8 protein-coding genes are annotated in these 15,063 nt (G+C 34.2%); 2 read left to right on the forward strand and 6 right to left on the reverse strand.

Annotated features, from left to right (window positions below; all coding sequences use genetic code 11):
• Positions 1-141 precede the first annotated feature (141 nt).
• Positions 142-1,473, forward strand: coding sequence for an alpha-L-fucosidase (locus BOW55_RS02515; RefSeq protein WP_129022839.1), 1,332 nt, complete (start codon positions 142-144; stop codon positions 1,471-1,473).
• A gap of 72 nt (positions 1,474-1,545) precedes the next feature.
• Entirely contained in the window at positions 1,546-2,514 is a 969-nt protein-coding gene (locus BOW55_RS02520; RefSeq protein ID WP_129022840.1) for a M20/M25/M40 family metallo-hydrolase, read from the forward strand.
• Between the two features lie 398 nt (positions 2,515-2,912).
• On the opposite strand, the gene BOW55_RS02525 is transcribed toward BOW55_RS02520, so the two are convergent.
• The 6 genes from BOW55_RS02525 to BOW55_RS02550 all read right to left on the reverse strand — a co-directional run bounded on the left by BOW55_RS02525 (position 2,913) and on the right by BOW55_RS02550 (position 15,058).
• On the reverse strand, positions 2,913-4,478 hold the full coding sequence (locus BOW55_RS02525; protein WP_129022841.1) for a SusD/RagB family nutrient-binding outer membrane lipoprotein: 1,566 nt from the start codon (positions 4,476-4,478) through the stop codon (positions 2,913-2,915).
• A 31-nt stretch (positions 4,479-4,509) separates the two neighbouring features.
• Entirely contained in the window at positions 4,510-7,845 is a 3,336-nt protein-coding gene (locus BOW55_RS02530) for a SusC/RagA family TonB-linked outer membrane protein (protein WP_129022842.1), read from the reverse strand.
• Positions 7,846-8,205: 360 nt separating this feature from the next.
• Positions 8,206-9,135 (reverse strand): LacI family DNA-binding transcriptional regulator, encoded by a 930-nt coding sequence (locus BOW55_RS02535; RefSeq protein ID WP_241686453.1) that lies wholly within the window; start codon positions 9,133-9,135, stop codon positions 8,206-8,208.
• A gap of 566 nt (positions 9,136-9,701) precedes the next feature.
• A complete protein-coding gene (locus tag BOW55_RS02540) occupies positions 9,702-10,892 on the reverse strand; it encodes a peptide-N-glycosidase F-related protein (protein ID WP_129022843.1) in 1,191 nt (396 codons plus the stop codon).
• A gap of 66 nt (positions 10,893-10,958) precedes the next feature.
• Entirely contained in the window at positions 10,959-13,706 is a 2,748-nt protein-coding gene (locus BOW55_RS02545; protein ID WP_206733579.1) for a glycoside hydrolase family 3 protein, read from the reverse strand.
• 14 nt (positions 13,707-13,720) lie between these two features.
• The gene (locus BOW55_RS02550) at positions 13,721-15,058 is read right to left on the reverse strand and encodes an alpha-L-fucosidase (RefSeq protein WP_129022844.1); all 1,338 of its coding nucleotides are present in this window, start codon (positions 15,056-15,058) and stop codon (positions 13,721-13,723) included.
• Positions 15,059-15,063 lie beyond the last annotated feature (5 nt).

Here is a 15,063-nt window from a genome sequence, read left to right on the forward strand (position 1 = left end):
GTGCATTTTAAATAAGTGAAACGCCTTTTTTAAGTACTCCAAAACTATGTTTCTATGTGTTAAAACAATTACGCCAAACGAGTTAATTCTATTTTTTACTATTAAAACTTTACTATCAAACCACCTAACTTCAAAAAAACCATGAAAAAAATCACACTTTGCCTGCTGTTATTCTCAATGAGCTTAACGGCAATAATGGCTCAAACCTACACTCCTACTGAAGGCAATCTAAAAAACAGGAAAGAATTTCAGGATGATAAATTTGGTATGTTTATTCACTTTGGTCCATACAGCGTTTTGGGTAACGGCGAATGGATTATGAACAATCAAAATATCAAAGTAACGGAATACGGAAGGTTGATTAATGTTTTTAATCCGCAAGATTTTGATGCCAAAAAATGGGTAAGTATTGCAAAAAGTGCTGGAATGAAATACATTACTTTTACTACACGTCATCATGATGGTTTTAGCAATTTTGACACGAAATTATCGGATTGGAAAATTACCAATACGCATTTTAAAAGAGATTTACTGAAGGAACTGGCAGATGAGTGTCATAAAGAAGGGATCAAATTATTTTGCTATTATTCGCTTTTAGACTGGACTAGATCTGATTATCAATACGAAACTGGAAAAACAGGAAAAGGAACAGGCAGAACTCAAAAAAGTGATTGGGAAAGCTATATTCGCTTTATGAAGGGTCAATTAACAGAATTGCTGACTAATTATGGCGAAATTGGCGGTATTTGGTTTGACGGTCATTGGGATCAATTGGATAATGATACTGATAAAACATTGCAGTCTAAAGTAAATTGGCATTACGACGATATTTACAAACTGATTCATACTTTACAGCCTAATTGTTTAATTTCAAACAATCATCATCTTACACCTATACAAGGCGAAGATTTTCAAGCTTTTGAGAAAGATTTACCGGGTGGAAATTCGACAGGATTTGGCGGACAATCTGTTTCTCAATTGCCTTTGGAAACTTGCGAAACCATGAACAATTCTTGGGGATTTAATATTAATGACCGCAAATACAAATCGACTAAAGATTTAGTTCATTACTTAATCAATGCAGCTAGTTTGAATGCTAATTTTCTTTTGAATGTTGGTCCAATGGCGGATGGAACTATTCAGCCCGAATTTGTTGAAACGTTAAAAGAAATTGGAGTTTGGATGGGTAAAAACGGAAATACAATTTACGGAACAAGAGGCAATGTAATGAAGCCGCAGGATTGGGGTGTATTTACTGCTAAAGATAAAACTTGGTTTGCACACATTATCAAAGCTCCTAACCAAGCTGATTATATTTTTATTCCTGAAATGAAGCAAAAAATTAAAAAGTGTTATTTAATGGACAGCAAAAAAGAACTGAAATTCAAACAGCAGCCTGAAGGAACATTTGTGTATTTAAATGGTGTCAAAATCGATGCAATTGATACTATAATCGAAATGCAGATACAATAATTCAATAAGCTCATAAGATCGTTGAATTTTATGGGCTTATTTAAAATATCATAAAAATTAATTATTACAAACATGTTTAAAAAAGTTATTCTCTTTTCTGCAGTTGCTTTTATAGCGGTCGAAAAAGGAACTGCACAATCTACATTTTCTGCTGATAAATTTCTTAAGCACGATACTTATTTGGCTTCAGATAAGCTGGAAGGACGTCTTGCAGGAACAAAAGGCAACAACGAAGCTGCAGCTTACATTAAAAAGTATTTCAAAAAATTTGGATTAAAAAAATTCAATAACAGCTATTATCAGCCTTTTAAAATATTCATGAAGCCTGATATTAATAAAATAAAATCAGACAGTGTATCAACTCAAAATGTGGTTGGATATCTTGAAGGTTCAGATGAAAATTTGAAAAACGAATTTATTGTTATTGGTGCTCATTACGATCATTGGGGATGGGGCGGAAAAGGTTCTGGCAGCAAGAAAAAGGATACGCTTGCTATTCACAATGGAGCCGATGATAATGCTTCTGGTGTTTCGGCACTTTTGTCGATATTAGAAGAATTTCACCATAGTAAAACTGCTCCCAAAAGAAGTATTATTTTTATTTCTTTCAGCGCTGAAGAAGAAGGTTTATTGGGCTCAAAATACTTTGTAAATCACTTACCTGTAGCTAAAAATGCTGTTAAAGTAATGATCAACATGGATATGGTTGGAAGATTAAACGACAAAAAAGAACTTTATATGGGCGGTGCAGGAACTTTTCCCGATGGAGTTGAATTGATGAAAAAACTAGGCGAAGGCAGCGGACTAAATCCAGTTGTTTTTGCTGGTGATGTTGGCGGTTCTGACCATGTTACTTTTTACAAAAATGATATTTCGGCTGTAGGCTTGCATACTGGAGGACATCCGCAATATCACACTCCCGAAGATGATACTGCTTTAATTAACAGCGAAGGCGGTGCTTTAGTCTCAAAATACATTTATAATGCGCTAGTTTCTATTGCAAATTATGAACAACCTTTGACTTTTATTAAGCAGAATTAAAATGCTTTAAAATTCTCTTTTACAACCTATTTTTTTTACCGCTAAGAGCGCTAAGATTTACGCAAGGCTCGCAAAGTTTCACTTTAACTTTGCGAGCCTTGCGTTCTTTTTCTTTGTGTACTTTGCGGTTAAACTTTTGATTACCCCTAACTTTCACACTTAATCTCTTCTTTACGGCACGATCAAAAAAACTAAAGAAAATAATCTATTTAAAATAAAAATCGGCGAACTACAGTTGAAGTAACTGCTTGTCCGCCGATTTTTTTATGCCGTAATTGTATAACTTATGCTAAAGAACTTTTCTTGAAAAAAAATCAGTTCTAAACTAAGAACCCCAGAATCAAGAAATATCCTGAATCTGGGGTTCACCAATTACTAACCAAACATTAAAAATGAAATTATTTTACGTCCCAGAAAATTTTGGTACTTAAATTATCTTTGTCTTTAACAGTATTGTAATTTGTTGTATTATAAACACGCTCAGAGTTTGGATATGTCCAACGAGTTGGAGGTGTCTTTCTGATTGTGCTTGTTTCATCTTCCATGAAACTAAGTGCTGGAAGTTTTAATCTTCTTTGTTCAGCCCAAGTTTCATCAGCCTGCATGATGTTGTAGTGAATGTACTTTTGGAAAGCAATTAACTTCAATTGATCTGCTGCTGTTGTTGCTCCTGCAAAGTTGATTTTTGCAATATAAGCATCAATTTCAGCTGTTGTAGGCTCTGTTGCTGGTTTCCAAGTTAAAACATCCGCTTTATCTCCCAATCTTACATAATACTCAATAGATTGTCTAATTGCTTTTTCGAAAGACGTTTTTGCAGCACCACTATTACCGCTTCTTGAATAATACTCTGCAAGAAGTAAGTTTACTTCAGCAGCATTAATCAATGTTCCAGGAAGCCACTTGTTTCTACTAATTACAGATCTATTGTAAATCGCTATTTTAGTATCAGCAATTAACTGATCTTGAGCTCCTGATATCATCAACGGATCAAGACCTACATAACTTGTTGCACTTGCCCCTATTTCAAACAACCAAGGTTCACGTGGATCGCTGTTAGCATTCATATGATCAATCATTGGTTTTGGTGCAAGATTGTTATTTCCTGATTCTAAAGCATCAAAGAAACCAGAAGTATCTAAATCTGTATCTTGAGTATAAACTCTAAATGCGATATTCTCTGCATTTTCATCAACAATTTTTGCCTCCGCTATGATTGCAGCTATTTCTGAATTTGCTCTAGCGGCAAAAGCCGGAACCGCAGAAACTCTGTTTAACAATTTCAATCGCAAAGAATTACAGTAGTTTTGCCACATTACCAAGTTTCCTTTGTTAATCAAGTCTTGGTTTTTGAATTCTACTACCACCTTAGGAGACAAAGTAATTGTATTCAATTCAGTAGAAAAAGCTTTTAACTCATCTAACATTTTGATGTAAAGCTCCGTTTGATTGTCGTACTTAGCTGCTGCAGCATCATAATTACCACCAGTCGTACTAATTTTACCTGCTTCAGAGAAAGGAATATCTCCAAAATTATCAATCATTTTTGAGGTATGATCGTACAAGTAAATTGTAGAAGTAACCGTATAAATTCTATTTTCTGCCTGCTCTGCTGGAGTTAAAGAAGCCATTACTTTTTCCAACTCTCTGTACTGCGTAATGAATTTATAATATCTATCCCATCTGTTCGTTACTGCTGCTCCAGGAACAAAACGTCCTGCTGCATTAACAATACCGTGAGCTTGAGTATAATTCAAAGAAGTTGTTCTAATCACCGTAAAGTAATTCCAATACGACGGGATAACATCCTCAAAGTTAATTTTCATAAACCCCGCAAACTGCTTAGGTACATTTGTTGCCGTTACAGTAGATGGATCTTTATACGCATTTTCAAAATCACTGTCTGAACAAGAGCCCAAAAAGATCGCCGCTGTCGTTAATGATATATATAATAATTTTCTCATGTTGTCTGTTTTTTAATTATAATTTACGCAATTAGAAAGATGCTCTTAACATTACTCCATAACTTCTTGTAGAAGGACTTACACCAGCATTGTTTACGTTTTTATCCCATCTAGATCCAGAAGTAGTTGCTTCAGCATCCATATCTTTAATGGTTCTGTAGATGTAGAACAAGTTACGTCCAAATAAAGAAAGACTTAATTTAGTAGCACCAATTTTACTAGCGTATGAAGATGGAACATTGAATCCAAGAGATAACTCTCTTAATTTCACATAATCATTCTTTTTAACGTATAATTCATAACGTGAACTACTGTATTGTGGTCCTCCCCAGTTATAAGTAGTAACATAATAACCCGCTTGAGAAACCACATTTGTATTTGGAGTACCATCTACATTAACACCATCCATTAACATACCATCACGGAATACTGGTTGACCAGCTGGACCTGCAGTTGCACTGTTTGGAACCTGAACTCCCTTACCATTGTCCATGTAATACGTTAAACCACCACGCTCGTTTGTACTAGCATTCAATGATTCCTCCGTTAAACCTAAAGCTGTCATCCAGCTGATACCTGTTGGCATCAAAGAACCTCCGTACGAATAATCGATATTTACATCTAAAGTGAAATTTTTATACGTGAATGTGTTCAATAAACCTCCCACACCTTTTGCCATTGCTGATCCGTACTTTTCCCATTTGTCTCCATCAATCATATAAAAACCATCTGAGTCAACCATTTTATTTCCATTAGCATCGGTTTTAACAGGGTGAGCATAAATACCTCCCATTGGGTCACCTACTACAGATTTTAATTGAGCTGCAGATCCATCATAATCAGCATGTAATAATTCACTTGCACCGTTAGCTAATTTTACAATCTTGTTGATGTTTTTAGCCCAGTTTAAAGTTACATCCCAAGAAAAATCTTGAGTTCTAAAAGGAGAACCTGTTAAAGCAATCTCGAATCCTTTGTTATTTAATTCCCCTACGTTTGCTAAAATTTTGCTAGCTCCCGTAGTTGGTGCTAAAGTCATGTCAAGAATTTGATCTTTAATTTTTGCATTGTAGTAAGAAAAATCTAACCCTAATCTTCTATCAAAGAACTTGGTTTCAAAACCAAGCTCATATTCATTTTTCATTTCAGGTTTAATTCCTTCATTTCCATAAATATCCTGAGAATTTGTAATCAAAACAGGATTTGCTGTACCTTGAGTTCCTAATGTGTTTTGAGCAAACGCAACGTTAGCTCTGTAACGATCTGGATAGTTACCCACTATACCCCAAGAACCTCTCATTTTTGCATAACTGATAAATTCTGGTAATGCAACCGCATCAGACAATATAAAACTTGAGTTAACAGAAGGATAAGTAAAGGCATTGTTATTTGGGTTCATAGTAGAAGTACGGTCTCTTCTGATCGTTCCTTCAATAAACAAATAGTTTCTAAAACTACCGCTTAAAGTTCCAAAAATCGCATCTTTTACTGTCTCGTATCTTGTACTTTTACTAAGAGGTGTTCCTATAGATGAGTTCATATCATACCAACCTTCAACACTTAAACCTCCATTTGTAAAACGAGATACTGTTCTTCCCGTTTCTTGCGTACCAGAATATCCCAAAACAGCATTTACACCAAAATCTTCATTAATTTTTTTATTGTATGTCAATAATACATCTCCATAAAGAATATTATAATCCTGAGCATCCATTAAAAAAGATCCAGAAGAATCACCTTCACTACCAAATTTATAAACTAAAGGTATCTCAACCGGATTTTTATTTTCTGTATTTACCGAAGTTAAGTCAGTCGAAATACGACCGCGTAATGTTAACTCATTTGTAATTGCAAGCGTTTCAGTAACACTGGCAATTAAACGGTTTGTAATTTCAGTTTGTCTTTTAGCATTTGTATTCCAAAAATAATCAGCAATATCACCTCTAAAACCATTACGGTAAATATTCTCACTTGGAGTTAAACTTTGAGTGTCTTTACCCGTAACATATTTATATCCTAAGCTCGTTTTGTATCTTGCTTTGTACCAATCTCCATTAGAAAATGGACTAATCATACCTGTGAAATTATTAACCAAACGATCCATACCATATGCACGGTTAGTAATATTTTGATTCAAATAACTTACAATTACGTCTGTTTTTAATTTACCTGTTTTGAAAGATGCATTTAAGTTAAAGTTGTTTTTCTTGTTGTTGTTCCCCATACTTAAACCTTCTGATTCAATATGTGTGTAAGAAAAACGAGTGTTGCTGTTTTCTGTATTGTTTGTAAGTGCAATGTTTGTCGTTGCATCCCAAGCATTTTGAAACATATTTTTGTATCCATCTTTTTGAGGTGAATAAGGACGAACTACTCCATCCCAAGTCATAACTGGTTGCCCGTCGAACCAAGGACCATAGTTATAACTACTATTAGAAACTCCTCTAGTGTCAGGTGTACCGTCTCCATTTGTATCATACTGTGTAAAACCATTCGGAGCTAAAAATCCTGTAGAAAAATTTGCATTTGACCATCCTGGACCTCTTGCATATTGAAATCTAGGTAAGTATGCAATTTCATTGCCAGAGTAACTAGTACTAAAATCTACACCTAATCCTTTTTTTCCTTTACCTGATTTAGAAGTAATCAATACAACTCCATTTACAGCTTCAGAACCGTATAAAGCAGCTGCAGATGCACCTTTAAGAATAGAAATATTCTCAATATCTTCAGGGTTAATATCTGCTAAACCATTGTTTTTAACACGTTGCTCATTCCAGTAATCACTATTGTTTACCTCACCATCACGAATAGGCACACCATCTAAAATGATAAGCGGCTGATTTCTACCTGTAATAGAGTTGATTCCACGAATCTGGATATTGATTGCTCCTGCTCCACCCGGAGTAGAAGTAATACGAACACCTGGCGCTTTACCATACAAAGAGTTAGCAATTGTTGGAGATGCTGTTTTTGTGATCGCATCCGCTTTGATTATACTTGTCGCATAACCAATTGCTTTATTCTTTTTAGTTTGTCCTAAAGCGGTAACTGTAACTCCTTCAAGTTCATTTGTTGCGCTTGCCAGCTTAACTTCCATTCCATCAACAGCTTTTAATTCTGTTGTTTTAAACCCAATCGAACTTATAACGATTGTAGCACCTTCTTTAACTGAAATCTTGAATGCTCCATTCTCATCAGTAAGCGTTTCTTGTTTCGTTCCTTTTTCCTTAACAATAACTGAAGGAATAGGAAGATTTGCGTTGTCTGTAATTACACCGGAGATTGTTTTATTTTGTGCACTAACTCCTTCGTAGCACAATACCATTAGAAAAACTAACAGTGATTTGTATAACAGTTTTCTCATAATTAATATTAGTTTGGTTTGGTTTTAATTTTTGTTTAAATTGAAAGGTTCTGAATTTTTAAAAAATAGTAAATACTAAAACCTTTAATTCTATATTACTTAATTTACCCTTTCAGCATTTAGTAATAATTTAAGTTTCCTGAATAACATTTTTTCTATTTCTTTTACATCATAAGCGTCTTTGTTTTTATTTAATAATTTGTTTAGCTCTCTTGAGTTGCTTACTAATTCAACTATATCGTTTTAGTGATATTCTTTAAAAAAAAGGGTGCAATTTTTAAACCGATTCCCTTATTGTCAAACTTCCTTTTTTCTTTTCTTTTACAACCTTATAATTGCTGCCGTCAGTCATTTGCTTCATCAACAATTTGATTGTTTTTTTCCCATCTCTTCAATTGGCTGTGATAATACAGTTATTGATGGCGAATGAAGTCTAAAACTGTCATGATCATCAAAACTAATAACTGCTTTATCTACAGGAATTCTTAACCCAAGCTTGCTTAAAGACTGTAATCCAGCAAGAAGCAAATAATTTGCTCCAAACAAAACTGCATCTATATCACTTGTTTTATCCAAAAATTCAGAGATCTTTTCAATTCGTTCTTCTTCACTAATATGATACTCTAAATCTAAAATTTTAGATTCATCATATAATCCCACTTCTTTTAATGCTTTTGTATATCCTTGCTTTCTCAAATTCATCTGAATCAACTGAGAAGAGTTGGTGACAAATGCAATTTTTCGAAATCCTTTTTTTAATAAATAATGTGTTGCCGTTTCTGCTCCCTCAAAATTATCAAGTACTACATGGCTAACCTCCTGCTCTTCAAAATAACGATCGACTAAAACAACCGGACATTGTAACTCTAACAGTCTGTCTATAGTCGATTTCATATTCTCGGTTGGCGTTATAATAAACCCATCAACATTTGCCTGCAATAAACTATTAACTAACTCAACTGCACGTTCATCATTTCCACCCGTACTGCAATAAAAGACTCTATAATTTAAGTCTATTGCTTCACTCTCTATTACTCTTGCTAAATCAGAAAAAAACTGATTTGAAATATCTTCTACAATAAGCCCAATCGATCTTGTTTTACCAGTTCTTAAACTGCTGGCGATCATATTGAGTTTAAATTTCATTTCTTCACTAACCTTAAAAACTTTTTTGATCACTTCCTTACTTATCCCCATCTTCTCACCTTTATCATTAAGAACAAATGAAACCGTAGTTACCGATACATTTGCCGCCTTAGCGATATCTTTGATAGTGATCTTTTTTTTCATAAAACGTTAAGTTTATCTTAAACCTTAGTTAATTTATTAAAACAAATATATTTTAATAAAACGATTTACAAAAACGTTTTAGTATTTTTTTTTGCAGCAAAATGACTTTTTTAACATTTAAAAAAAGCATAACCCAATTTTACTCCTAATTGATCTCAAATAAAACAAACACAAGCAATTAAATGAATATTATTTTTCTGACAAACCTTTAAAAAGCACCAAAATTTGAGAAAAATTAAAACTTCAAAAAAATGAAGAAAAAAATCAGTGTTATTATAAATTATTTAACATAAATATATGTTAAGCTTAATTCTCTTTAACAAATAACAATTTTGTAATAAATGTAACTTTTTTTAACATTTTCATTTTTATCAATTTATTAACTTCATTAAATAATCATCCCTTCATTTTAAAATTTTACTCTCTTACTTTTTCTAATTTTTAAAATTGTAAGCTTTTATTTGCATTTGTTTTTATAAACTGATGCTTTTCTCATAAAGCACTCCGATTTTTAGTGTAAACTGCTTCTTTTAAACTCAAAAAAAAGTCTCTTTCTGCCCTTTTTATCAAAGTTCATAAACAACATAAGCACTTACCATCCAGTGATTTGAAGTTCCGTTAGCATTTTTTTGAGCTTCTGGAATACTAAAAATGGCGGTATGTTTTCCTTCATTTAATTCTAATGGAACAATCATAGGCGGAACATTACTTCCCGGACACCAATTAGAACGGCTTAAATCACTGCTTGCAATTGGTTCTTCAATTTCTTTTACTGCATAAGTTCCTTTATCATCCTGAATATAAGGCGCTTTTCTTTTCTTCAACCAAACTCCCGTTCCCGGATTGAATCGACGAAAACTAGCGCAATCATCTCTCCACGGAATAAAATCAATTACTTTTTTTCCATCTATTTTTACAATGTTCTGTTTCTTAACAAATTCATCACCTTCACCATGACCTCCATGACCTGTTGTGATATAATATAGTTTTAGGTTCTTTGCTCCTTTTGGCAGATTGAACTCTACTTGAAAATCTTTGTAAGCAAATAATTCATCATTACCTTGATTTGGTCCAAAAGGCTCTGTATTCAAAATTGGGACAACGATTCTATTCTTTGGCAGATCACAGCTTAACTCGCTTGGAGTAAGATTTATAGAGGCGTTTACAATATGTCCTCCTTTAGTGTAGTTTCCTATATGAACTCCAACCCAAACTTCACTTTGAAGTAAAGTTGAAAACTGCGAAATATCTTCTTTCCATCTCACCTCTTTCTCCCAATACGGAATGTAAACGGGTTTGCGCTGTAATGAGTCATTGCTAAAAAAGCCAATACCAAAAGTGGTCATAAAACGCATTAATTCTACTGTTGGCGCAAAGTTACCTTCTGGAGCTATCATTTTGATTTTAGTATATTCACTTGAAGCAAACTTTTTTCCTTTGACTACTTCTTCTAATGAATTGTTCTTATCAACCGGAAGAACAAAAATTGATCCTGCTCTATCGTAACGATCACCGCCCGAAATCACGCTAACATTAATTTCGTATTTAGTATTTACTTTTTGCTTTGGAAAAGTCAGTTTTTTAAAAACATATTGCCCACCGCCATAATAAACGTTTCCATTAGCATCAGTCGAAAAGTCTTTGCATTTATCATCATGCTGTACTCTTACCTGATTAAATATTTCAAGTTTTTGCCCTGTAACCTGATTACTAAATAGTAATGTACTTAACAGTATTGCAAAAATTATTTTTTTCATATTCTTTAAATTTCTTTTGTATTTTTTTTATTCTGAGGTTTAAATCTTCCTAGCTAAAACTCAAGATTATTTGGTCACTGTAATAATTTCTCTTAATCGAATGTCTCTTGACGAAGCTCCAATCATAATTCTGAAATCTCCAGGTTCAACAACCCATTTCATATCTTCATTTAGCATTTGTAAAACTTCCTTGTTAATCTCAAACGAAACTTCTTTTGATTCTCCAGCTTTAAGCGAAATTCTCTGAAAACCTTTCATTTGTTTTATCGGCTGGGTGATAGACGATAAAAGATCTCTTACGTACAATTGAACCACTTCGTCACCATCAACTTTACTCGTATTTTTTATGGTGCAATACACTTTTGTGGTTTCTGATTTTCCGATTTGTTTTTTGTCGAATCGCAAATTGCTGTATTCAAAAGTCGAATAACTTAATCCGAAACCAAATGGAAACAAAGGTGCTCCGTTTAAATTGGTATAATCATCAGAACGTCCAGTTGGTTTATGATTATAAACTAATGGCAGCTGTCCCTCGAAAACAGGAAACGTGATAGGCAAACGTCCTGCTGGGTTTTTATCTCCAAATAGAATATTGGCAAAAGCATGACCTCCGTCTTCACCCGGATACCAAACATCCAAAATCGAAGGCACGTTATTGATCCATTTATCCATTGTAATGGCGCTCCCTCCTACTAAAACTACAACAACTGGTTTTCCTGTTGCAGCAACGGCGTTGATTAATTCTTCCTGATGTCCCAGTAAACCTAAATACGCTCTATCGTTAAATTCTCCTTCTTCAATTCCCGCGGCAATTACAGCAACATCAGATTTTTTAGCCGCTGCAACAGCTTCTTCAATCTTCTTTTGCCAATCATTATCAACTCCTACGTTCCAAACTAATTTGAATTTAGCATAACCCTGCGATTCAAAAAACTCAATTTTAATATCGTATTCTTTATCTTTCTCAAAATTGAAATCAACCAATTTTGCCGAATACGTTTGGCTTTTCCAATTGTCAATAATCAGTTTTCCATTCAAATACAAACGGTAACCATCGTTACCTTCAAAACCAATTTTATAAGTTCCTGATACTGGCGATTTTATTTTTCCTGTCCACTTTGCAGAATAAAAATCATAATTAATTTTTTCTTGATCTGGAGAGTATAATGTCCAATCAAAACTAATTGTATTATCTAATCTTATCAAAGCAGGAGTTCCGCTTAATTGTACATTATTGAAATATTCTGCTGATAATCCGTTTACGGCTTTTCCTTTTTCAACGCTGAATAAATTAGCAGACGGAACAACAGTATATTCAATATTTCTTCTTGCACAGCCTTCTGCCAAATTAATTACAGCTGACGAACCTAGCTTTGCTTTTATACCGTCAAGCATACTTACTTTTCCGTTTCCGGGACCACTATAACCACCTAAACGTGCTTCGGTGATATCATTTCCTATTAAGGCAATTGATTGTATTGATTTTTTAAGAGGTAGTACATTGTTATCATTTTTTAACAAAACCATTCCTTTTTCTGCCGCTTCTCTTGCTAATAATTTATGAGCAGGATTTCCGTTCCATTTGTTCGTTTCTCTTTCATCAGCATATGGATTATCGAATAAACCCAATTCAAATTTTAATCTCAAAACTCTCGTTACGGCTTCGTCAATATTTTTCATATCTATTCTTCCGTCTAAGAAAGGCGGCTGAAATAATTTATAATGATCGTAGGCTGTTTGAAAAATAACATCTAAGCCATTATTGATCGCATTTGCACTTGATTCAGGGTAATCTTTTGCCGTATAATGCAATACATTTCCTCCGCCAACAGCATTTGCATCCGAAATGATGAATCCTTTAAAATTCATTTCGCCTTTTAGTTTTTTATTCAACAGCCAGTCATTTGCTGTGCAAGGACTTCCGTTTATGGTATTGTATGAAGTCATAACGCTTCGGCTTCCGCCTTCATTAAAGCAGGCACGGAATGGAGGAAACTGATATTCTTCTAAATAACGTTCGTTGTAATCAATTGGATAACTATCACGACCGCCGTCTCCGCTGTTTGCAAGGAAATGTTTTGGAGTTGTGATTACTCCTCTTTCTTCAAAAGACGACACATAAGCGACTCCCATTTTTGAAGAAAGAAAAGGATCTTCACCATACGTTTCCTCAACGCGCCCCCAGCGAACATCTGAAGCTAGATTTACAACAGGTGATAAAATTTGACGAATTCCGCGGCTTTTTGATTCTAATGCAATCGCAGTCGAAACTCTTTTCATTAATCCGGGATCAAATGTTGCAGCCAATGAAATAGATTGCGGAAATGCTGTTGCTCCGTCTCTTACTAATCCGTGTAATGCTTCATCAAAAGCGATTATAGGAATTCCTAAACGTGTTTTTTCGACAAAATACTTCTGCATTTTGTTGATTAATTTTACTGTTTCTTTTGCGTTACTTGCTGCGCTGTAATCTAAAATTTGATTACTTGCATCGGTACTTCCTTTGGCACTTACCTGAAAGCCAAAAATTCCGTTTTTATAATTCTCTGCTCCATCAGACAAATCGCCGGGAATCATAAACATCTGCCAAAATTTTTCCTTAACTGTCATTCGGGATAATAAATCCTGAACGCGTTCGTCTACGGGTAATTTTGGATTTTTATACTTTGGAGTGTTCTGTGAAAAAATGGTTTGAACTCCAAGAAATAAAACTATTAAAAGTGTTTTTTTGTTCATGATAATACTGCTGTTGTACTGAATGGATTGAATGTCTTCTTTATAAAAAATGCCATCCTCAAAAGTTGAAGATGACATTTTTTATGCTTTTATTAATTCGTCAAGAAACCTCCTTGACCTCTGTATAATTTAATTGGCGCATCTAATGTTACTTTGATACAAGTCACATATTTATCTGCTGTATTCTCTGGTAAATCAATATAAACCAATCCCGGAACTGCGCTCCAAGAAATTTTCCCTACTACTTTGTGCGTTAATTTTACATTTGATCCTAAAACTGTAATATCTTGAATTTTATTATCAAGACCTTTTAACATCAATTGTCCTGAAGTTTTTCCGTGTACAAATAAGTAAAGTGTTTTTGAGTCTTTAGAAAGCGTAGTTGGTCCATAAAAATGTCCTAACGGAATTCCCGGAATAGTTCCAAAAATACCTTCACCATTTCTTCTGTTCCAATCTCCAAGTTCTTTCAATGTTGAAACAACTGTCTCCGGATATGTTCCGTCAGGTTTTGGTCCTATATCAAGTAATAAATTTCCTCCGTTTGAAACTGCATCTACAAAAATCGTAATGATTTCGTAAGGTGTTTTCCAATTGTTATCGCTCACACGGTATCCCCAGTTTTCATTCATCGTCATACATAATTCCCACCATTTGAATGCTGGACGCACAACCGGAAAGTTTTGTTCTGGTGTATCATAATCGCCATAACCTTGCAAACGTCCGTTAATGATTGTGTTTGGATTTCTATCTAACATCATTTTACGCGTTTTCTCAGCCTGCCATTCATCAGCACTATGTTCCCAATCACCATCAAACCACCATAAATCTGGGTTGTACCAATCTGAAATTTCTTTAATTTGTCCTTGAAAGAATTTCTGGAAACGCTCCCAGCGAGCTGGTTCTTTTTTAATATCATAACGTGCTTTATCTTTCAAGAAACCTGGATAATCGTTGTGCGTCCAATCGATTAATGAAAAATAAGCACCGCATTTAATATCTCTCTTGCGTAATTCTTCAAAGAATGGTTTAATCATATCTTTTTTGGCAGGAGTTGTTTTTACTGAACTCAACTTACCTAATTTAGTATCATACATTGCAACACCATCGTGGTGTTTTGTTGTAATTACAGCATATTTAGCACCCGAATCTTTAATCATATCTGCCCAAGCTGCAGGATCGTATTTACTCAAAGTGTAGCTTTTTTGCTGTTTCATATAATCTTCTACCGAAATTTTTCCATTGTGAAAACTCCAAGATTCAGAAACATCGGCAACGGAATAAATTCCAGCATGAATAAAAATCCCAAGCTTAGCATCTTCAAACCATTTCATTTTTTCGGCAATATCTTTTGCAGCAATTTTGTTCTGCGCACTGCCCGCAATAGATGTTCCTACGAACAAAGCGGTTAAGATTATCTTTTTAATCATTTTAA

The organism is Flavobacterium sp. YO12, assembly GCF_004119495.1.
GTDB lineage: Bacteria > Bacteroidota > Bacteroidia > Flavobacteriales > Flavobacteriaceae > Flavobacterium.

What these genes read in the sequence shown, in the direction of transcription:
- BOW55_RS02515 (WP_129022839.1), top strand. Translation starts at nt 142, where the DNA reads ATGAAAAAAATCACACTTTGCCTGCTGTTATTCTCAATGAGCTTAACG.
- BOW55_RS02520 (WP_129022840.1), top strand. Translation starts at nt 1,546, where the DNA reads ATGTTTAAAAAAGTTATTCTCTTTTCTGCAGTTGCTTTTATAGCGGTC.
- BOW55_RS02525 (WP_129022841.1), bottom strand. Translation starts at nt 4,478, where the DNA reads ATGAGAAAATTATTATATATATCATTAACGACAGCGGCGATCTTTTTG.
- BOW55_RS02530 (WP_129022842.1), bottom strand. Translation starts at nt 7,845, where the DNA reads ATGAGAAAACTGTTATACAAATCACTGTTAGTTTTTCTAATGGTATTG.
- BOW55_RS02535 (WP_241686453.1), bottom strand. Translation starts at nt 9,135, where the DNA reads ATGAAAAAAAAGATCACTATCAAAGATATCGCTAAGGCGGCAAATGTA.
- BOW55_RS02540 (WP_129022843.1), bottom strand. Translation starts at nt 10,892, where the DNA reads ATGAAAAAAATAATTTTTGCAATACTGTTAAGTACATTACTATTTAGT.
- BOW55_RS02545 (WP_206733579.1), bottom strand. Translation starts at nt 13,706, where the DNA reads ATGTCATCTTCAACTTTTGAGGATGGCATTTTTTATAAAGAAGACATT.
- BOW55_RS02550 (WP_129022844.1), bottom strand. Translation starts at nt 15,058, where the DNA reads ATGATTAAAAAGATAATCTTAACCGCTTTGTTCGTAGGAACATCTATT.